Raw genomic sequence first — 21219 nt, 5'->3', positions numbered from 1 at the left:
AATACTACTCTTGGAGCAGTTCATACGTCTCAGAAGAAACTGACGAAATAAATGGACTAATGTTCTGGAGGCAGTAGAGATGCAATTCATGCATAGCCCGGGTACATGCTGTATACAGTAGCTTTCGATCGCTTTCTTTTCCATATTGATCTGCCGAGGCGTTGAAGATAAGGACGGCATCAAACTCAACGCCTTTGGAAAGAGAGGCAGGAACGACAAGCACGCCAGGCTCAAAGCTAGCTGTGTCTTGCTCCACTAGCCGTACAGATAACTCTGCTCGCAGTAGCTCAAATGCTTCCTTGCTTTCTTTCATTGTTTTACAAATGACGGCAATGGTGCGATACCCTGCTTGCTGTAATTCTTGAAGGCGTTTTATGATACCACAGGTAAGCGTGGTAATGTTTCCTGCCATTGTCAGGGTAGGTTTTCTGCCGTCCCGATTGAAAGGAATAATATCTTGGCCACCTTCAACAAGTTCACGTGTAAACAAAACGATTTGTCGAGTGGAACGGTAGCTACGGGTCAGTTGAATGATTTCGCTATTGGCAGTAGAAAATGTGGACGTAAATGCTGTCCATTCGTGAGTGGAAGCTGTATGGGCTAAGATCATTTGATTGTAGTCTCCAAGTAAGGTCATTTTACTAAAGGGAAACATTTTTTTAAAGAAGGCTAGCTGAAAAGGTGAGTAATCTTGTGCTTCATCTAGGAAAACATGTAAAACCCGTGTATTTATACCGAAGCCTTTGAGTAAGCCTTGCAGATAGAGATAAGGAGTAGCGTCTTCGTAATAAAGCTCACGATGACTAAGCTTTTCTAGAGTCAAGGAACAAATTTTTTCCCATTGATTGGGAAGAGTAATCGTATCACTTTCTGTATCGAGAGCAGTTGTAAACAACTGTTGATAGATGGAAGGAAGATCAAGGAACCCAAGTCGTTTGATTCGAGCCCGCAATGGCTTAAAGTGTTTGTTTACAATCATGCGCCCTAGTATTTTTTTCTCTTGCTCATGATCGTCAAATGAATTTCCTCGTAAGCGATTTTGTTTTACTAAGATGTCATAGGCCTGTTGAAAATCATCCTTATCTAATAGCTCAAGCTTCTCCTCTACCCAAGACTTCGTTTGCTCTTTGCGCGCTGCTAGTTTTAATTGCGCAAGTAACCAGTCAGCTAGCTGTTTGATTCGCAAGGGGATGGATATTGAAGGATCAAAGGAATAGAATTTATCTGCAATTTGCTTTTGGGTGATTAACACGTTGCCTTGAAATGATATGTCATGAAACATAAGACCCTGCTTGCCTAATTGGTGGACGTAGCATTCAATGAGCTGTATAAAATCAGAGGTAGCCTTGAAGCGAATGGCCTCTACTCTTGCTTGATAATCTGACTCCTTGGAAGCTGTCTGAACATATTCTAATTGAGAAAAGGGGTCTTCTATTGTAAAAGCTTTTCCAATATGCTTGCTCAAATAATCCTGAAAGGTTGTTTGCTGCATATTCTCTTCGCCAAGCTCTGGCAGCACGGTAGAAATGTAGCTATTAAACATCTGATTTGGTGAAAATAAAACGATTTGATCTGCACATAGACGATCTCGATAGCGGTAGAGTAAGTATGCGATACGTTGGAGAGCAGCGGAGGTCTTTCCGCTCCCAGCCGCTCCTTGTACGACTAATATTTGGCTTTTTTCATTACGGATGATCTGATTTTGTTCACGCTGAATGGTGGAAACGATAGTCTTCATCTGATTGGTTCCTTGTTTGCCAAGTACCTCTTGTAACAGCTCATCTCCAATAGTGACACCCGTATCAAATAACCCCTCGATCGTACCATTTTTAATGATAAATTGTCGCTTTAATTCAAGTGATCCAACCACAATGCCGTCTGGTGTATCATATTGGGCTTCTCCAGGTGGATAATCGTAGTAGAGGCTGGCAATAGGGGCACGCCAGTCATAGATTAATAGATCATCGTCTGTTTGGGTAAGAAGAGATGCGAGACCAATATAGATGCGCTCTGCCTCTTTTTTCTGCAAAGCATAATCAACAAAGTCAATTCGACCAAAGTAAGGAGATTCGCGTAAGCGTTTTAAGGTACGCAATTGGTTTTGGGTATGCACATGTGTACGTTCCCGCTCGGATAATATTTCTGCTTGCTGCTTGACGCTAGCATAGGTTTCGGCGGCCTCATGAGGATCGTCTAAATTCACGGTCACATCGTCCCAAAAGGTTTTGCGCATTTCAACCACATCAGATTGAAGCACATGTACATCAGCCTCGTATTGCTTTAACCGGCGATCAATTTCATGAATGACTTGATTAACACGTATTTGCTCTTGTTTCCAATTTTGATCTGTCATAACGAGATAAGTCACTCCTTTTACTTGAATTAAATGTGCAGAAGGGGATTGACAATTGAATCTTCACATGATAAAATCTAAGTAGATAATTGTGATTGTTAAAAGTGAATTACAGAGGCATCTTCCATTCTATCATCATGAATGGATTTTTTCAATGTCATTTACGAGGTCTTACATATAATTTCTTAATCAGTTATCGTCAACGATACCTCCCAATTGCCTTTAAAGTGGACGGGAGGTTTTTTGATCGGCAAAAAGAAGAGCCTGCAAACGAACAGCGCAGGCTCTTCTTTTTATTGTGGACAAATATTAATCAGTGTTAGTAGTAAACCGAATGTAAATCGTATTTCAATCATGCTGTTTACTACTGAGGTTCTTTCATAAGTTTTTAAGAAGATACTATGAGGTTCCTGTAATTGGTGAACCATTTATTTTGTAGTTGGTAGGAACAGAGGCTTTCCCGGAACCAGCGCCGCCGATTGTATAGGATTTCCCGGGGGCAATTTCCGTTGCCCAGCTTGGAGGCTTAACCGTGTAGTTGTTTTGACCTGGTGTGAGTGTGGCATCCCAAACAGAAGTGAGCTGACCTGTATAGTCAAATTGTAAGGTCCAATTTATAATAGGTGTTTTCCCTGTGTTGGTTATTACTAGGTTAAAATTGTACCCATTATCCCACTGTGAGGTTATCTGAAAATCCACCTTAGCTTGAACTTTGCTTGGATCAGGATCGGTAGGGCCTTTAGGCTCCTGTTTGTATTCGATTGTGACGGGATGTGTCTGCCCTTTGGCAATATGAACGGTAGCTGGTTTAACGATTGGAGAGTATTTGTAGGTGGTATCCTCATATGGTTTTGCCGTGATCGCGTAAGTACCTGTTGGCACTTGCTCCACTAGCTTTTTCTGCCCAAAAGCAACGTTATAGGTAGCGCCATTAAAGGTAATTTCAGGTGTGAAGGAGTAGGACTGCTTGGCAACCTCTAAGGAAATAGCTCCATATTCTGTAGGGGTGGTGCCAGATTTGAAGCCATTTGCGATGACACGAATTAATTCCTCTTTTGGATCCCCTGTCACTTCCCAGACAATGATTCCGCCATATCCATTTTGGTTAACAAAATTCACCTTTTCTTGTAGGGAAGTTGGATCCTCATAAGTAAACATTTGTTGTTTGCTTTCGCTGTAAAGATAAGGAGCTTTGGCAACAGGGTCGTAATACTTTTTAAAGGCAGGATCTTTTTCTAGCACCTCTTTGATATGGTAGTAAGGATTGTTGCCTGCGTTTCGACCACCATCCCAAATTCCCTTTACACTTTCAGGAACAGTGGAAGCAAACAAACCAGGCAGTTCAGGAATTGGACCATCATTTTTCACCTGTCCCCATCCACGGGAGTAGAAAGGAGAGCCGACAATTAGCTTGTCCTTTGAGATACCAAATTTTTCGAAGTTTTTCATTGCTTGAGCCGTATTGTAATTCACTTTGACGAATTCTTCATAGGGTTCTTTCGGATTTGGGAAAAGAGGGGAGTGATGACCTGTTTTATTTTCCCACGCGCCGTGGATGTCATAGGTCATGACATTGATGAAATCGAGGTATTGGGCATATTTATCAGGCTCGGTCTTGGCGATTTTGTCTAATCCGCAACCTACTGCTGCTGTCAGCTCGTAGTATTTTCCATCTTCTTGTCCAGCTTTAGTAAGCGCTTCCCTAAGATCTTTTAAAAGGAGAGTAAAGGTTTCTTTTTCGGTATCATCTGCTTTTGGTGTACCAAGATCATTAGGATTGTCTACTTTATCAGGGTCGCGTTTAAAGCCGGGGTATTCCCAGTCGATATCTGCTCCATCGAATTGCCATTGACGAATAAAATCGACCACACTTTTGGAAAATTTGGCTCTTGCCTCTGGCGTTTTGGCAACGTCATGGAATCCGGCAGACCTAGACCAGCCACCGATGGAAATCATCGTTTTAACATGTGGATATTGCTTCTTATGCTTGCGAATAGAACCTAGAGTACCTGCATCAGGAGAACCCCATGTTGCTCCATCCATTAAGGCCTCTGTCGCTGCATATTTGTCAAAATAATCGATGGTTCCCGTTGTCATGTTAATGTCTGCGAATGCATAGTTGAGATGGGTAATTTTACTCCAGGGAATTTTCGCAGGCGTATAATTGTTGTGTCCTGCATAAATCCCCCATTCTGGATAATACGCTACAATCCGTTTGTTATACGGAGAAGCAGCCGTCTTTGAATCTGAGGTTGAGGAGTTGCTCCTGTTCTCGGCAAAGGATGTGTTGGGTACAAGCATTGCTACCAAAACGAGAAGCGTAGATAGCCATGAGAAAAATCTTTTCATTTTTCAGCCTCCTTTTTAATATTTATATCAACTATATTCCTATTATTTCCTGTTTGTGGATTTTTTTCAATACTTTTTTTAATCTGAAATTGCAAAAAAATATTTTGTTAATGAATAATAATTTTTTGTAATGTATTTTGCTATTTATTGATATTTTTATAAATACAGCAAGTTCAAATCGTTTATCGTTTCGTCTATGAAGTATCGAATTTTGCACCATCTGATAGGGAAAGGAATCGAACTTTAAGAAAAGAGGAGACAGACTTATAATGAAATCAACAAGTGATGGATGCGCTTACAACATTGGTGAGACGGGAAGGAGAGGAAGGCATGCTGTCTTCGCGATCGCGTGAAATTATTAAAACATTGGTGCTAGCACCAGAACCACTCCGAATAAAAGAAGTAGCGCAAGTCTTTCAAGTTAGTGAACGAACCGTCAAATATGATTTAGAGCATATCCGCGCTTGGCTGAAAGAACGACATATTCCTTTGCTATCTCAACCCAATAAGGGAATCTGGCTGGAATGTGAGGGACAGATCAAAAATCAAATAATAGACTGGTTACAAAATCACAGGGCAAATGAAATTTTTTTACATCAAAACGAAAGAGCTCGCTATATCGCCTTGGAGCTATTATGTGAAGTCCGATATTTGCGGATCAAGGATTTTACTGAGAGCTTATTGGTAAGTCGCAATACGATCATATCAGACCTTGAAAAGGTAGAGCGCTTCTGTAGCTATTGGCAATTACATCTTGAACGAAAGCTACGTGTTGGCTTACGAATTGTTGGTACTGAACTTCAGCGTAGGCTAGCACTAGAGCAATTAATGCTGGATTTACTTGACGGTGCTCAAATGTTTCAGCTAGTACAGAGCATTTCACAAGAACAGGATAGCATGGCGCTCATCATGCCAATTTTTCAGAGATTGAAAATAAGAGAAGAGGAGGCATACCGATTAAAAGAAGCATTAAACCGTGTCGTTCTTCGTATAGGGAAAGAACTACGGATTCATTTGTCAGACCGAGTTCTTATAAGCCTATTGATACGGATGGGGATAGTCGTGCAACGCTTGCGTAGCGGATATAGCAACCAGCTAGATACGTTAGAGATTTCAGCTATTCATCAGTTTTCTATTTTTGCCTATTTCCAAAATGAACTGCAAGTCTTGTCTGAACAACTGTCGCTTCCGATCACTGAGAAGGAAATAGCCTTTATTTGTATGCCGACCATCGGGATGATCGTGGACCCGCATGCCTATGAGTATACGGTCGATTCCTACGAGCAAGCAGAGATTTATGCACTGACTGATGAACTTATTCAAGCAGTAACCGACAAATATGGGATTAGATTTCGAGAAGATCCAGGCTTAATGGAGCATTTATTTGCGCATCTGTCAGATCGAATTGTGAAATACAGAAATGGTGTTTTGGATCCGAATCCACTGACTGATGATATCATCCGGACATATCCTTCTTTGTTTACAGTATTGAAGCAAATTTGCTTAGAAAAGTTTGCAAAGTATCAGATTCTACTTTCTAATTCTGATATCGCTTACATTGTCCTTCATTTTCAGGCTGCTCAAGAAAGATTGGCAGGTCATAGGCAAGTGCGGACCTTAATTGTTTGTGGAACGGGACGAGGAGTAGCAAGATTTCTACAGACCCATTTAGAAAAAGAAATCAAAACATTACAAGTGGTAGGCCTATGCTCTAGCTTGGAGGTTGATAGCTTTCTACAAAGCCGCTCTGTTGACCTTATCGTTAGTGTAATCCCTCTACAGGCGAAAGTACCTGTTGTGCAAATAAATGCTCTGCCCACAAAACAGGATCGAGAAAAGCTACAATCTGTTTTAAACGTGGTAAAAGCAAAGCAACTGGAGGAAGCCTCCCAAGCAGGAGAATGGCAGGCAATAAAAGAGAAGTCACATACAGCTAAGCAACTATCAAGTGCAGTAGATTCCTGTAATGATCCGTTCCCAAGCAGAGAGCGAACAAATTCTAGTCTGCTTGTGAAGAATATTTCATCTGCCATGGCTCAGGAAATGGAACATATGACACAGGACATTATCCTGCAAGGTTTTGAGATTGGAATGAAATTAACGAGTCGATTTGCTGATCTGTTACCTGAAAAGAGGCAGCAAGGCTTGCTTCTACACGTTCTGCTAATGGTGAATCGCCTGTCGCATGGCAGTTCTTATCTAAACTATGAGACAAGCGGATTACAAGAATCTCGTCACATGAAGGCCTATCGTCAGGAGTTAATCCAATTTTTTGAGCAGGAGCGTCTTACAGTGCCAACCAGCGAGCTTACTGCCATCATGCGATATTTCACTGAAGAGAGGGGCTAAAATAAAAATGGACTACGATGTACTTCTTTGTAATGGTCTTGTGATAGATCCAGCTAACAGCCGAAACGGTCGCTTTCATATTGGGATTCGAGAGGACATAATTCAAAGGGTTTGGGAAGCAGATGATCGTATGCCTCTTCCAACCTCTAAAATGGTGATTGATGCGAAAGAATTGATAGTGACGCCTGGATTAATAGACTTGCATGTGCATATATTCACAGATTATACACCGCTGGGCATTCAAACTGATCGGATTGGTGTACAGCAGGGTGTGACAACAGTGGTGGATGCTGGGAGTGCCGGCGTGGAAAGCTATCCTATTTTTCTGGAAAAAGCTGTTACGAGCAGTGAGACGGAAGTACTTGCTTGGATCAATATTTCACGATTAGGGCTCTGTGGAGGGCTTTCAGAGTTAGCTGATTTATCTCAATTGGCACCAGTAGAAACAGCTCATCTAATGAAAAGTGATTCGCGTATCCGTGGTATTAAAGCAAGAATGAGCGCTTCTGTGGTACAAGAAAACGGAAGTAAGCCCCTGTATGTAGCTAAACAGGTGGCAAGAGAACTAGAGGTACCAGTGATGGTTCACATAGGAAATGCACCTCCAGCTCTACATGAAGTATTGGAATTACTAGAAGCTGGGGATGTTGTTACACATGCGTTTCATGGGAAAAAAGGCGGTATTTTTACAGAGGAGGGTAGCTTGCTTCCTGAAGCAGAACGGGCATTGAAGCGCGGTGTAATCTTTGATGTCGGTCATGGTACCTCTAGCTTTAGCTTTGCCACGATGAGACGTGCGCTGGAATGCGGGATTAAGCCATACACCATTAGTACAGACATTTATCGGCAGAACATAGATGGGCCTGTACACAGCTTAGCAATGACAATGAACAAATTACTAGCGTTAGGTGTTTCTCTCGATGAAGTGGTAGAGATGAGCACATGTAATCCAGCTAGGATTTTACGAAAAGAGCATGAAATCGGCACCTTAACAGAAGGGACACGAGCTGATATTAGCCTGTTGAGAATGAAAAAAGGGCCTTTGGAACTAACTGATTCAAAGCAAGCTACCCTCACCACATCAAGTTATTTGCAGCCAGAGCTCACTATTAAATCAGGAAAGGTATTGAAATGCGTATGAAGATAAGCATCGTGGAGGAAGTAGCTAAATTATCTCCCATCCAAGATACAGAAGCGTCTGAGCTAACCAAGCTGCTTGAAGACATACAGGAGTTGACGAGCCAGATTCCGCTGACGATTAACAAGGAACGCTGGATTGCGATGGGAGTTCACCTGCTGGCCTTTATGAGACGAGTGCAAAATAAGGAGAGACTAGCTGCAATGGATTTATCTTTAATGGAAGAAGGAGATGTAAGGTTACAGCAAATCTCGCAAAAGGTTTTGGGTGCTTATGGGGTGCAATATGGTTTTTCGGTCGAACCAATTGAAATCTTTTTGCTGCAAGTTCATTTAGAAACAGCAAAGGCTTTATTAGAAGAGACGAATTAGGAGGGAATTGTAATGGGTGAAATTAAGGTGGTTATTGGAGATCGTCTGGGGAAAGGACAGAATATTGCGAAAGGGATTAAAGCGGCTGGAGGGTTACCTATCCTTATTCCGGGAGTCGGAGCAGATATGAAGGTCGGAGATTACATGCATAAGGAGCATGCCGATTTTGGACTATCTTTTTGTGGAAGCGGTGGAGCTGGCGCTGTTACAGCTAAAACGAAATATGGCTATGAGATTGAATTTGGCTTACGCTCCATAGATGCTGGCATTACGGCCTTGCGTGAAGGGAAAAAAGTGATTGGCTTTGGGTTTATGGATACGGAGGAATTGGGGAGACGGATGACAGAAGAGTTTAAAAAAATGAAAGGATAGGAGGAAGCAGGGAATGTATAAAGAGCTTGATTACACGTTGACGTTAAGCGGAAGCGGTGATTCTAAAGAAGCTGCCTTTCAATTTGTGTTTAGTCAAATTAAAAGCAAGATGGCTCGCGAAATTCCTGATCTCATTTTACGAATTGAACCGATGGATGTTGAGGTTTTGAAGGCAACGCAATTTTCCTATAAAGAGCGCTTTCTAGGGATTTTGTTTCCGCGTACTAGAACGAAATACACGATTGAAGTGCGTATTTTGGTCCGTTTACGTGTAATTGAGCTTTCCAAAATACCGTTTACGGAAGAAATACAATCAACTTCTAGCAGGCAAATAAATCTAGCGAAGAATCCTAACACGTAAGCACAGAAAAGAGGGAGTAGCGGATGGGGATCACCTTGGTCATTATTGTGAAATCAATCATTATTGGTGCACTCGTTGGGTTTGGAGTTGGAGCAGGTGCAGCTCGTATGTTTCACGCTCCCAATGTGCAAGGGATGGGTGCTTTTCGTACCTTTGGTGAATTAAATGCATGTGAAGGAGATCCAATATCTCACTTTTCATTCGGTTTGGGATTTTTATTTAATGCATGGGCGTCTGTTGTAGGTGCAGGTGCGTTGACTCAGGACGTTGATCATCGGATTATCCCAAACTGGGCAGCGGCTGGTCTGTTATGGAAAAATCGGAATGTTTCTGAAACGTTACATGATCCGAAAAAAATGGCATTTGTAGGAGCGCTTGTAGGGGTTGTCGTGGTGACTTTATTAAATTCTACCGCCTCGTCCATACCATCTTCCATGCAGTTAGTAGCAACCAAGGTATTGGTCCCGGCTGCAAACTGGCTGATTAACCCAATCATGCCAATCGTTTTCTGGATGGCTGCGATGGATGCTGGTAAGCGTACTGGTTTATGGGGGACGGTACTAGGTGGATTGGCTCACTTAATCATGGGGAATGCTGTCCCTGGTATTGTTCTTGGTATTCTCATCGGTAAAGGTGTGGACGATAGCGGCTGGAACCGTATTACGAAAACCTTGGTGTTTGCAGTAGTGCTTTTATACACATTAAGTGGTTTCTTCCGTGGTTTCGATGTAGCGTTTCTGCATAGTATTCAGGTGGATATTCCCCAATGGCTCATTGATTTACACAAATTATTTGGATCAGAGGTGAAATGATATGGACCAATCGTTAGAAAAACAAGGCTTTTGGATGTCTGAATGGGCTTTTCCTATCTTTGTCGCTTGCTTATGCTCGGGGATTTTTGCTGGTACACATATGTATTATGTGCATCATGTAGGGGCATTTAATGATATTGCTATTGTAGCGATGTTAGAGGCAGGGATCAAAGGCGGAAGCTATGGTGCTGCAGCGGCATTTGGCGCTAGCTTCTTGTTTGCCCGTGTCTTAGAAGGCCCCCTAGTAGGGATTTTGGATATCGGCGGTGCTCTACAAACGGGAATCGGGATTGGAGTACCTGCCCTGTTGCTAGGAGCCGGAATCGTGGCTCCTATAGAATCGTTTCCGCTCGCGTTGCTAGTAGGTGCCGGTCTAGGTTTATTGATTGGGATCATTATTATTTTCATTCGGCGCTATACGGTAGCTGGTTCTACCTCAACCTTTGGGGCAGATGTCATGATGGGGGCGGGAAATGCTGCTGGTCGGTATTTAGGACCCTTAATTGTTATCACAGCGATTATGGCCTCGATACCAGTGGGCATTGGTGCGACAGTTGGTGCGGCTCTGTTCTATGCGTTTAAAAAGTCCATTGCAGGAGGGGCAATCATTGGAGCTATGATTATGGGAGGAATTTTTCCGATTCCAGCATAAAAGAGGTGCTTTTTGAAATCTGTCTTGCGTGCACTTAGGTTACTGTATCTTTTTACACATACGCTAGAAACAGAAAGGCTGAGAAAAACATGTCAATCTATCAACAGCTAGGTCTTCAAGCCGTCATTAATGCGAGTGGAAAGATGACGGCGCTAGGTGCAAGTGCTGTTCATACCGAAGTGGCTCGTGCTATTTCAGAAGCTTCGATGGATTATGTGGATATGCAGGAGCTGTTAACTTGGGTTGGGAAACGTATCGCAAAAGCAACCGGTGCAGAAGGAGGCTGTCCAACACTTGGAGCCTCGGCAGGAATAGCAATTGCTACTGCGGCCATTATTGCAGGAAGCAATCTTTCGAAACTGGAGAAAATTCCATTTTTACAAGGTGTTCCGAATGAAGTGATTATACAGAAGGGGCATTCTGTACATTTTGGTGGAGCTGTCCCACAAATGATGGCTTTGGGAGGAGCACAAGCAATTGAGGTAGGTCATGCCAATTTTGTGGAGGCCGAGCATATAGAGGGTGCGATTAGCGAGAAAACGGTTGGGCTCTTTTATATCAAATCCCACCATGCCGTACAGAAGGGGATGCAATCTCTTCAGACCATGCTAAAGATCGGGCATCGTCATCAGCTCCCTGTGGTTGTGGATGCAGCGGCTGAAGAAGATTTGCGCAAGTATGTTCAAATGGGAGCAGACTTGGTTATTTATAGTGGTGGTAAAGCCATCGAGGGACCAACCTCGGGTCTTATTTGTGGCAAACAGCACTTAATTGAAGCGTGCCATGCTCAGTACAAAGGTATAGGTCGTGCAATGAAGGTCGGGAAGGAAGCGTTGATTGGTTTAACAGTGGCACTGGAGCGCTACGCCAATAAGCGTGATACGGGTGAGGAGCAAAAGGGGCGCATGCAATCATTCTTGGAGCAAATAAAGGATTTGTCAGGAATCACAGGACGCATTGTTCAGGATGAGGCTGGACGCGAAATTTACCGGGCACAACTAACGATTGATCCAGCCATAGCTGGTATGACGGCTATCGAGCTAGCGCAAAAATTGAAAGAAGGGAATCCCTCTATTTATACAAGGGATCATTATGCCAATGTAGGAATCATCTATATTGACCCGAGACCCTTGCTTCCCCAACAAGAAAATCTGATTGCTCAGCGTTTACGTGAGATACTAGCAAGCATAAGAGGAGGAAAATGATGAGTAGCCATGTAAAAGTACGCGTCAATTTATTAGCCAGAGACCCTGAGAATGCAAAGGATATCATGGAAATATTGAATGGACAGGTATTAATTGGTCTTATGGTCAAGTCATTTTCAAGTGTGGAATTGGCAGTTGAAAAGGTAAGGGAGTATCAAAAAGCAAGGATTCCAGTGTCAGTAGGCTTAGGAGCGGCTGACCCCACTCAGTGGAAAAAAGTAGCTGAGGTAGCCAAGCAAACGATCCCACCGCACGTGAATCAAGTATTTCCAGCAGCCGGCTACACGATTGGACTATTGGAGGCTGAAGGTGGGGCAAATACCATTGTCAATGCGGTGATTACCCCAAGCGGAACCGTAGGGAAGGTGTATGTAACCACAGGGCCAAAGAGTCAGAGGCATGAGGAAGCCATCTCATGTGAAGCGGCGGCGGCATTAATCGCGGACATGGGTATCCCTTCTGTCAAATTTTATCCATTGAATAACCGATTAGACGAGCTAACTGCCATGGTAAAGGCTGCTGTGGAAGCAGGTATTACGATTTTTGAGCCTACAGGCGGAATTACGATTCAAAATATGGCAGAAACGGTGCGCGTTTGTATCGAAAATGGTGCTAGAGAAGTGATTCCCCATATCTATACGTCTATCGTGGATAAAGCGACTGGTTTGACAAGAATAGAAGATGTGCAGGCTTTAAAAGCTGCATTGGCTGAGTGGTTATAGGTTATATTTGATTTCGGCGCGAAATTTTTTCCGAATGATCCCTTTGATTCGGCTTCGTTAGTCGTATAAAATAATGAATGATAGACTGATTGGGTATATCCCATTCAGTCTCTTTTTGCTCCTATAAGCTAGGCAGCATTGATGAGGGGAAACCTGCTATAATGACAGTGTTTTTAACTTTATGTAGAGGGTGGATACAATGAAGCGTATCACTATTTTGATAGCTGATGATGAAGCGGAGATTGCAGAGCTGATAGCGTTACATGTAAAAAAAGAGGGATACCATTACATTAAAGTGTCTGATGGGCAAGAAGCAATTCATGCGGTTCAGAACCATTCTATAGATCTGGCGATTTTGGATATTATGATGCCAAAGCTGAATGGGTATGAAGTAACCAGAATTATTCGAGAACAATATCCAATGCCGATTATTTTCTTAAGTGCAAAAAATTCCGACTTAGATAAAATCTCAGGATTAGTAATGGGTGCAGATGATTATATGACCAAACCATTTAACCCTATGGAACTGGTTGCTCGAATAAATGCTCAGCTTAGGCGCTCCATGCAGTTAAATCAACTGGCAGCGGCGAACAAACCTGTTGTGGAGGCGGGGGGCTTAGTCATTTATCCGGAGGAACGAACCGTCAGCCTTTACGGCAAAACCATTGAGCTAACGCCAAAGGAATTTGATATTTTGTATTTGCTAGCTCGTCATCCCAAGAAGGTGTATAGTGCCGAAAATATTTTTCAACAGGTATGGGGCGAGGCATACTTTGAGGGAGGGAATACCGTCATGGTCCATATTCGTACCTTACGGAAAAAACTTGGAGAAGATAAAAACCGAAACAAACTTATAAAAACCGTCTGGGGAGTAGGATATTCGTTCAATGGATAAAGTGATACGAAGCTTTCGTTCTAAAATGATTCTGTTATTAGGTCTAAGTATGCTCTTGTCTGGTACGATTACCTACATACTCTATAAAGCTCTTCAGCTTTACTATCGTTTTCAGGTCAAGTTCGAAAACCCACTAACTACGATTCGCTATTTCATCAGAGATATAGGGGATATCAACTTTTTTCTGCTTATTTTTATCCCTCTTGCTATTTTGTTTTTCTTTCTTCTGACCAAGCCTTATGCCACTTACTTTCAACAGATCTCCAATGGCATTCATCATCTTGCCAATGGTAATTTCACAAATAGGGTTCATATTCCCTCGAATGATGAGTTTGGCGATATTGCAAAAGATATTAATTTGGCGAGTGAGAAGTTGCAAAAAGCGGTCGAAAGAGGAGATTTCGCAGAAAATAGCAAGGACCAGCTAGTATTGAATTTAGCCCATGATTTGCGCACCCCGCTGACTTCTGTTATAGGGTATTTAGATTTCATTCTACAAGATGATCATTTGACCCCAGAACAAGTCAGGCATTATATGGCCGTTGCTTTTACCAAGTCTCAACGTTTAGAAAAGCTGATCGATGAATTATTTGAAATCACGAGAATGAATTATGGAATGCTTCCCATTGAGAAGAAGCCAATCGATTTAAGTGAACTGCTCGTGCAATTAAAAGAAGAACTATACCCTGCCTTTGAGAAAAACCAACTGGTAGCAAGACTGAACGTAACGCCTCAGCTAAATATTTTGGGAGATGGGGAACTGCTGGCGCGGGTGTTTGAAAATCTCTTGACCAATGCCATTCGTTATGGAAATGATGGTCAGTTTGTAGATATTAGTTGTTATCTGGATGTCGAGGATGTGGTAGTAGAGATAGTCAATTATGGAAATTGCATTCCTCCAGAAGAGCTGCCGCACATTTTTGAAATGTTCTATACAGGTGACCAGGCACGAACTCATCAGGGAGGAAGCACAGGTCTGGGGTTATTCATTGCGAAGAATCTTGTAGAGCAGCATCATGGTGTTATTTCTGTGGAAAGTAATGTGATCCAAACATGTTTTAAAGTGCGTTTACCGCAGAATTTTCATCAAAAGACCCAAGATTTTAAAGACTAACCGAATTAATTAAGAATTATTTTAGATTTACCCTGCTTATTTTTTAAACAGTGGTCCCTATCCTATAGGATGAAAGGGGAAGCTGTGGATGAAGAAGTGGGGTTTTTTAGTTATTATCATAGTTTGGTTGCTTGGATATACAACGATCATTCAGGATACGGATTACACAAAAAGGATAGTATCAATTGTGAAAAATATGAGGTCGATTCATATCCTCTGGCCGAAACGGTAAAGGCAAAGAACCGTCCGATATGGAGGATTCGAACGGTCGCTTTCCTAATAACGAAATGTTACATGTCATAGCTGATAGCAAATGTGAAAAACAGAAAATAAACGATATAAATCACTAGCACATGAATATGATATCTAGTACAAATTTTTTGAATCAACGGGGCGATGAATGCATCCGCTAATTGAAATAATACATATAACAGAGCTAATTCGATAAGCAAGAGAATATAAATGCTATCGAACGAGTTTCGTAGTAAACGATCAAAATAAACGACTATACCCAAAGCAATGAAATAGGAACACAACGAATATTTATCTACTTTAATAAACCTTAGAACCACCCTTCCGTTCATAGGGCCGCGAATAAATCCTGCACGTAATGCTTGTGTTTATTCAGCCTAGCTTCACTCACCAGTTTTGTCATTCTTGTCAGCTTTTCCCGTCTTGTTAGCAATCGCTTCAAAGGTAATGATTTTTGTTGTGTTGGTTGGATATGCCTGGAACTGATAATCAGCGGAAATGATAATCTGCTGAAATCCAATTTTTTCAAGAATCATTCTAAATTCCTCTACGCCGTACCAACGTAGGGGAAAACGTTCTAACTCAGTTTCAACTAGAGTTCCATTACGCCATTTTTCATATCTGCCGTAAGAAATACTATATTGATTAATATAATCTACTTCAACTAAAGTATCTTGATATGTGATCACATCAGCGTTATCACATGTCCATGTTCTTGTTGAGGTTGTACCAAAGCTGAACTCTTTTTGTAAAAATAGATCAATGATTAATTTTCCGCCGTTTTCCAGACTGTGATAAAAATTTTGTAAGGCTTTGATGGATGCTTCTCTCTCATGAATCAGTAAAAATGTTCCAGCAGGTATGATAATGGCCTGATACAGGGTAGGTGATAAATAAGTTTCCATCGTTGCTTCAATCAGGGCTGGAGAAACCCCCTTTTTTTGGCAGTTATTCTGGCAGATTCGAAGCATTTCTGGGGAGCTGTCATATCCTTCTACCTGTAAACCACTTTCCAAGAGTGGAATAAGTATCCGACCTGTACCTACAGCAGGTTCAAGGATTTTTCCTTTATATAGGAGTAATCGTTGTTTATAAAATTCTACATCACCAAATGAATGTCCAATTGGTTTATCCAAATCATATACTTCTGAAGATAAACGGTTATAAAAGCCAAGCATACTAATACTGCCTCCTCTTATCAGAAAATTATAACATTTCATTGGTTAAATCAAAAGTCCGCTTGCCACACGAATTTTCATGTACAAACGGACTTTTGATTTTCAGAGGATAGCTAGTAATGAATACTTAGCTTTCTTTGGTAAACGTAAAGTTACGTGCAATATATAAAATCGGTGTAGAAGCAGCCGAAACCACGAATTTAATCAGATAGGTTGTGAGTAAAATGTCAAACCAAGTATCCATAGGCAGTACCCCTAAAAAAGCAATGGTGCAGAAGAGTACGGTATCAACTAATTGGCTAATTAAAGTGCTTCCGTTATTTCGAATCCATAATTGATTTGGTTTCGGACATACCTTCTTTAAGAAAGTATAAATACGGACATCTAAAAACTGACTAATAAAATATGACGTTAAACTAGCAACTACCAATCTAGGCATAAAGCCAAAAATCATGGCTAAGGCATCCTGCTTCGCCAGCTCATCAGGATGAGGTACAAATGTAAGGGCCATCTTCATGATAATGGTTGTGGTAATTAGCGTGAAGAAGCCAAACCAGACAGCTTTTTTCGCTTGCTCTTGCCCATATTTTTCATTGAGCAGGTCACTGCATAGATAGATGGTTGCATACATCGTATTTCCAAGCGTCATGGCAAAACCAAACAGCTCAACGATTTTCACTACTTGAATGTTGGCCAGCACGGTAGCAAATCCAATCCAAGCATACAAGCCTACTTTGCCAAAAAAACGATAGCATAATAAGAATAAGACAAAATTGACCAGCACAAAGCCGATCCCAAACCATAAATTAAACATGTATCCTCCTAGTTTTGATAACGCGGGAGATCTCGAACCGCGAAGAGTGTATGAAGTTGTTACAAGGACTCATTGTAACAAGCTTCACCCTGTGGTTCAATGCTTTTTTCCACATCAATAGTTATTCTTTGATGGAGGAGGATCATTTAACCAGCAATCAAAAAAATTTTTTAGAAAAAACAAGCCAAGTAAAAAGAATTCTCTTTCTCCCAATGCAAAAAAGAGCAGCAAATAGCTGCCCTATATGGAATATGCTTAAAGAATCAGATGTAAAATCTCATCGACCCACTCCGAATTCTCAGCTATATAATATTTTCGATATAGCTGCTTGAGGATCTTCTTACATTCAGTCTCTTTGTTTACGTTTTGTTTTAATTCCTACACATCATAAAATCAATCCTTTGTTTTTGTAATTCTATTATAAATCTGCTTACTTATATGGATATCTTTTTCTTTTTTTCTATAAAATTTTCTATTTGAATAGATACAACTCATCAAGGACGCTAGCCGACAGGTTCTTTACAAAACAACCAATGTCGGCCCATAACGTGTTCAAGCTGAATCTCGATCCCAAAGAAACGGGATAAAAGCTCTGGAACAAGCATGTCTTGTGTCTGACCAGAATCAAAAATGCTGCCATCCTTGAGTAAGAGCGTATGAGTAAAGCAAGGCAAAATTTCTTCTATATGATGGGTGACGTAGATAATGGTGGGAGAATTAGGCTGTTTCGCCATTGTTTCAACGTACAGTAATAATTGTTCACGAGCTATAAAATCAAGACCCGTTGTAGGCTCATCTAAAATCAACAATCGTGGGGATGCCATTAGGGCACGGGCTAATAAAATACGCTGACGTTCCCCTTGTGACAAAACCTGATAGGGACGATGCTCTAAATGAGTGCAACCAAATTGTTCTAATAGAGCTTTTGCCTGCTCTATCTCTTCTTGAATCTTTGGCTCGTAAAGGCTTAAAGAAGCGTGTTTACCAGATAATACAATATCTAGCGCGGTATCGCCGCCTCGAAGCTGTTGTTGCAGAGAACTACTGACAAGGCCGATTTCTTTGCGTAACTGTCGCAAGTCATAGGTACCGAATTTTTTCCCAAGAACCTCAATTTCTCCAGAAGTAGGCCAAATATAACCGTTTAGAAGCTGTAGGATGGTTGATTTACCTGATCCATTTAGACCGAGTAGACACCAATGCTCTTGAGAATGAATGTTCCAGCTTATTTCTTTAAGAATAGGTGTATCACCGCGTTTCCAGCTTACCTTGTTTAAAGTAAGAATTGGTTCAGCATGCACGAGTAGGTTCTCTCCTTTTTCGTCTTTTTAATCATTGTACTAATTTTCTGTCTTATATATCAATCTAGAAATGAAAGGATTAAGAAGGAAATATCGTTTAATTATATTTTTTCTCAACAACAATTACAAATCAATAATACGAACAAAAAATAAATATTATATAAAAATGTTCGGATTATTTCTTGATTATTTAAGAAGCAATGTTATAATCAATAAGGCTTGTAATTTCCTAACATTTTCAAGGGGGCAACATCTATGAATTATGATGTTATCATTGTCGGAGCTGGTCCAGCAGGAATTTTTACGGCATATGAATTAATCCATAAAAAACCTGATTTACAGATCCTGTTGATTGAGAAAGGACATAATATTTACTCGCGTCGCTGTCCCATCCTTGAGAAAAAAATCAGTAAATGTCCGCCTCCAGCAGGTCGAAAGGATTTTAGTGGTTGCTTGCCAGCCTGCTCAATTACCAACGGATTTGGTGGAGCAGGAGCTTATTCAGATGGAAAATTTAACATCACGACAGAATTCGGTGGCTGGATGACCGATTATTTAGCACCTTCTGAAGTGCTTGAACTGATTAAATATGTTGATGATATTAATTTAAAACACGGAGCAACCTCCAATATAACCGATCCAACTACGGAGGCAGTCCGTGATATAGAACGTAAGGGGCAAGCCGTTGGACTGAAACTACTGCGTGCAAATGTCCGCCATTTAGGTACGGAACAAAACTTAGAGATTTTGAAAAGTATCTGCGAAGAGCTAGAACCAAAAATCACAATGATGTTTAAGCAGGAAGTGGAAGATATCATTGTTGAGAAAACGGAAAATGGTAAAGAAATTCGCGGAATTACCTGTAAAAAGGGTCAGGAGTACCGAGCGAACAAAATCGTTATTGCTCCTGGCCGAGACGGCTCGCAATGGTTCGGCGAGATTTTGAAAAAACAGGGTCTGCGATTGAGTAACAATCAAGTAGATGTGGGGGTTCGTGTAGAAACGACCAATGTAGTCATGGAAGAAATCAATAAGCATCTATATGAAGGGAAGTTCTTGTTCAAATCTTCTACGGATCAAATTGTGCGAAGCTTTTGTTCCAACCCAAGCGGTCATGTAGTTGTAGAAAATCACAGCGGCGTGATGGCGGCTAACGGGCATGCATACAAGGATGAGAAGCTGGGGTCCCCTAACACGAACTTTGCTCTGCTTGTGTCTCATGTCTTTACAGAACCATTTGATAAGCCAAACGAATACGCTAAAGAGGTGTCAAGGCGAGCGAATGATCTTTCTAACGGCTCCGTGATTGTACAGCGCTTTGGCGATATAAAACGTGGTCGGCGATCTACAGAAAAACGACTGAAAGAGGGATTTATTGAGCCAACGTTAAAAGAAGCCGTACCAGGTGATCTCGGCTTAGTATTACCATATAATACAATGAAAAGCTTAATTGAAATGGTGGAGGCACTCGATCATGTTACGCCGGGCATTGCAAGTGAACACACGATGTTTTATGGAGTAGAAGCGAAATTCTATTCAGCACGTCCATATTTGAATCCCCATTTTGAAACAGAAATTATTGGTTTATATGCAGGCGGTGATGGAGCAGGGTTAACGCGAGGGCTTGCGCAAGCAGGAGCATGCGGCGTTCATATTGCTCGGGGAATTTTACGTCAACTGTCTTAAAATATGGAAGAATACAACTATATTTTGTCACAACAGTATGATTGTCAAGTCCATTTCTTATGCTATAATATTTTCAAATGGGTCACACCTCATTAACGTAAATAATAATAGTTTTAGGCAATGGAAGTTTGGTGCAAATCCAACGCGGTCCCGCCACTGTGATAGACTGTTTTCCGGTCTTAAGTCAGGTCTTTTGCCTAAAAACTACTGAAAGGCTAACCATTTCGAGGCGAAAGTGGTTAGTCCATGTCTAGTGATGTTCCCGCCTCACTAGACTTTTTTAATGGAGAAAGGAGCGAATATGGTAAGAAGAGTTTGTCAAATCGCCTTACTTATTGCACTTGCGATGGTAAGTGTAGTGGGTTGTTCAAATAATGATGCAGCACAAAACACAGCAGCAGAAGAAAAGGTTGAAAACAAGATCGTTGTGGAAGTTTCAAGCGATCAGGGCAAAACCAAAATTGCTGAAAAAACAATTCAATTCAAAGGGGATCAAACCTTGTATGAGTTGATGAAAACCAATTTTAAAGTGGAAGACGATAATGGATTTATCACGTCAATTGAGAATGTGAAGCAAAATCCAGCAGAGAAAAAGTATTGGCTATACGAAGTGAACGGAGCACCAGCGGTTACAGGAGCCAAGGATCTTAAAGTCAAAGATGGCGATGTCATTAAGTGGGATTTACATGCCTCCTAACTACCAAATACACAAAGCACCCCTATCCAGTGTAAGAGGCATAACGCTGCTAGCTATCTTAGCTGCCTTGTCTGTTGCTGGCCGGATTGCACTGTCGTCCATACCTAACGTACAGCCCGTGACAACATTTGTCATTCTTATGACAATTCTCATGGGACTTCGATATGGTTTGTTGCTTGCGATAATTGTGATGATTTTGTCAAATATGGTTCTGGGAATCGGGATTTGGATTATCCCGCAGATCGTTGCGTACTGTGTAATTGTCGTGGTAACCGGCATATTTATACGTCCTGTGTTTCCAAAGCTTTCCTTGTTCGTGATGGCCATATACGCCGGATTTACAGGAATGCTTTACGGGTTTATTAACTCTCTTTGTCAGATACCGCTTTACGGTTCATCTTATTTTCTTGCTTATTATCTAGCAGGAGTCTCCTATGATACGATGCATGCAATTGGGAATTTTGTTTTTTATTTCGTACTCGCACCTCTTTTACTTCCTTTGTTGAACAAATTGATAAATCAACATTTTGCTAAGTCTTGACAATCTGAACAGGCACAAAGTAGTGCTTGCCGAATCATATCAAACCTTTGACGTAAA

At 41.3% G+C, this 21219-nt stretch carries 20 protein-coding genes and 1 riboswitch; of the genes, 15 read left to right on the top strand and 5 right to left on the bottom strand.

What is annotated here, in order from left to right:
* Positions 1 to 4: 4 nt before the first annotated feature.
* On the bottom strand, positions 5 to 2353 hold the full coding sequence (gene helD / locus AYJ08_RS10105) for an RNA polymerase recycling motor HelD (RefSeq protein WP_064017615.1): 2349 nt from the start codon (positions 2351 to 2353) through the stop codon (positions 5 to 7).
* Between the two features lie 399 nt (positions 2354 to 2752).
* Entirely contained in the window at positions 2753 to 4702 is a 1950-nt protein-coding gene (locus tag AYJ08_RS10100) for a glycosyl hydrolase family 18 protein (protein WP_064017614.1), read from the bottom strand.
* 330 nt (positions 4703 to 5032) lie between these two features.
* Here AYJ08_RS10100 and AYJ08_RS10095 point away from each other — a divergent pair, with 330 nt between their 5' ends.
* The 11 genes from AYJ08_RS10095 (at position 5033) to AYJ08_RS10045 (ending at position 14693) form a co-directional block, all read left to right on the top strand.
* Positions 5033 to 7051, top strand: a complete 2019-nt coding sequence (locus AYJ08_RS10095) for a BglG family transcription antiterminator (protein ID WP_064017653.1) — start codon at positions 5033 to 5035, stop codon at positions 7049 to 7051.
* A 7-nt stretch (positions 7052 to 7058) separates the two neighbouring features.
* Entirely contained in the window at positions 7059 to 8192 is a 1134-nt protein-coding gene (locus AYJ08_RS10090) for an amidohydrolase/deacetylase family metallohydrolase (protein ID WP_064017613.1), read from the top strand.
* Entirely contained in the window at positions 8183 to 8560 is a 378-nt protein-coding gene (locus AYJ08_RS10085) for a PRD domain-containing protein (protein ID WP_064017612.1), read from the top strand. The genes AYJ08_RS10090 and AYJ08_RS10085 overlap by 10 nt, the downstream gene beginning before the upstream one ends.
* Before the next feature lie 12 nt (positions 8561 to 8572).
* Entirely contained in the window at positions 8573 to 8932 is a 360-nt protein-coding gene (locus AYJ08_RS10080; RefSeq protein ID WP_003336150.1) for an SFCGS family glycine-rich protein, read from the top strand.
* A gap of 13 nt (positions 8933 to 8945) precedes the next feature.
* On the top strand, positions 8946 to 9293 hold the full coding sequence (locus AYJ08_RS10075) for a DUF4312 family protein (RefSeq protein WP_064017611.1): 348 nt from the start codon (positions 8946 to 8948) through the stop codon (positions 9291 to 9293).
* Between the two features lie 23 nt (positions 9294 to 9316).
* Positions 9317 to 10105 carry a DUF4311 domain-containing protein gene (locus AYJ08_RS10070; protein WP_031415411.1) on the top strand — a complete coding sequence of 263 codons (789 nt, stop codon included), beginning with the start codon at positions 9317 to 9319 and terminating at the stop codon, positions 10103 to 10105.
* Position 10106: 1 nt separating this feature from the next.
* A complete protein-coding gene (locus AYJ08_RS10065; protein WP_064017610.1) occupies positions 10107 to 10757 on the top strand; it encodes a DUF4310 family protein in 651 nt (216 codons plus the stop codon).
* 89 nt (positions 10758 to 10846) lie between these two features.
* A complete protein-coding gene (locus AYJ08_RS10060; RefSeq protein WP_064017609.1) occupies positions 10847 to 11962 on the top strand; it encodes a DgaE family pyridoxal phosphate-dependent ammonia lyase in 1116 nt (371 codons plus the stop codon).
* Complete coding sequence (locus tag AYJ08_RS10055; protein ID WP_064017608.1) at positions 11962 to 12684, top strand: KDGP aldolase; 723 nt, start codon at positions 11962 to 11964, stop codon at positions 12682 to 12684. The genes AYJ08_RS10060 and AYJ08_RS10055 overlap by 1 nt, the downstream gene beginning before the upstream one ends.
* Before the next feature lie 199 nt (positions 12685 to 12883).
* Complete coding sequence (locus tag AYJ08_RS10050) at positions 12884 to 13579, top strand: response regulator transcription factor (RefSeq protein ID WP_064017607.1); 696 nt, start codon at positions 12884 to 12886, stop codon at positions 13577 to 13579.
* Positions 13572 to 14693, top strand: coding sequence for a sensor histidine kinase (locus tag AYJ08_RS10045; protein WP_064017606.1), 1122 nt, complete (start codon positions 13572 to 13574; stop codon positions 14691 to 14693). Before AYJ08_RS10050 ends, AYJ08_RS10045 begins: the two co-directional genes overlap by 8 nt.
* Before the next feature lie 635 nt (positions 14694 to 15328).
* Here the strand turns inward: AYJ08_RS10045 and AYJ08_RS10040 are convergent.
* Both AYJ08_RS10040 and AYJ08_RS10035 read right to left on the bottom strand, forming a co-directional pair.
* A complete protein-coding gene (locus AYJ08_RS10040; RefSeq protein WP_064017605.1) occupies positions 15329 to 16123 on the bottom strand; it encodes a class I SAM-dependent methyltransferase in 795 nt (264 codons plus the stop codon).
* Positions 16124 to 16250: 127 nt separating this feature from the next.
* Positions 16251 to 16937 (bottom strand): queuosine precursor transporter, encoded by a 687-nt coding sequence (locus AYJ08_RS10035; RefSeq protein WP_064017604.1) that lies wholly within the window; start codon positions 16935 to 16937, stop codon positions 16251 to 16253.
* A gap of 56 nt (positions 16938 to 16993) precedes the next feature.
* On the opposite strand from AYJ08_RS10035, the gene AYJ08_RS10030 reads away from it, so the two are divergent.
* Positions 16994 to 17269 carry a hypothetical protein gene (locus AYJ08_RS10030; RefSeq protein ID WP_157452847.1) on the top strand — a complete coding sequence of 92 codons (276 nt, stop codon included), beginning with the start codon at positions 16994 to 16996 and terminating at the stop codon, positions 17267 to 17269.
* A gap of 171 nt (positions 17270 to 17440) precedes the next feature.
* Here AYJ08_RS10030 and AYJ08_RS10025 read toward each other — a convergent pair whose 3' ends face one another.
* Positions 17441 to 18238, bottom strand: a complete 798-nt coding sequence (locus AYJ08_RS10025; protein ID WP_082890916.1) for an ABC transporter ATP-binding protein — start codon at positions 18236 to 18238, stop codon at positions 17441 to 17443.
* Between the two features lie 255 nt (positions 18239 to 18493).
* On the opposite strand from AYJ08_RS10025, the gene AYJ08_RS10020 reads away from it, so the two are divergent.
* From AYJ08_RS10020 to AYJ08_RS10010, 3 genes are all read left to right on the top strand, one after another.
* Positions 18494 to 19924, top strand: coding sequence for an NAD(P)/FAD-dependent oxidoreductase (locus AYJ08_RS10020; RefSeq protein WP_064017602.1), 1431 nt, complete (start codon positions 18494 to 18496; stop codon positions 19922 to 19924).
* Positions 19925 to 20020: 96 nt separating this feature from the next.
* Positions 20021 to 20173, top strand: a riboswitch (adenosylcobalamin (AdoCbl) riboswitch).
* 52 nt (positions 20174 to 20225) lie between these two features.
* A complete protein-coding gene (locus AYJ08_RS10015; protein ID WP_064017601.1) occupies positions 20226 to 20621 on the top strand; it encodes a DUF4430 domain-containing protein in 396 nt (131 codons plus the stop codon).
* On the top strand, positions 20611 to 21162 hold the full coding sequence (locus AYJ08_RS10010; RefSeq protein ID WP_064017600.1) for a hypothetical protein: 552 nt from the start codon (positions 20611 to 20613) through the stop codon (positions 21160 to 21162). Before AYJ08_RS10015 ends, AYJ08_RS10010 begins: the two co-directional genes overlap by 11 nt.
* Positions 21163 to 21219 lie beyond the last annotated feature (57 nt).

The sequence above is a fragment of the Brevibacillus sp. SKDU10 genome (assembly GCF_001645205.1).
Lineage (GTDB): Bacteria > Bacillota > Bacilli > Brevibacillales > Brevibacillaceae > Brevibacillus_B > Brevibacillus_B halotolerans.
The sequence above is the reverse complement of the archived record's forward strand: the minus strand, read 5'-3'. Positions and strand labels throughout refer to the sequence as shown.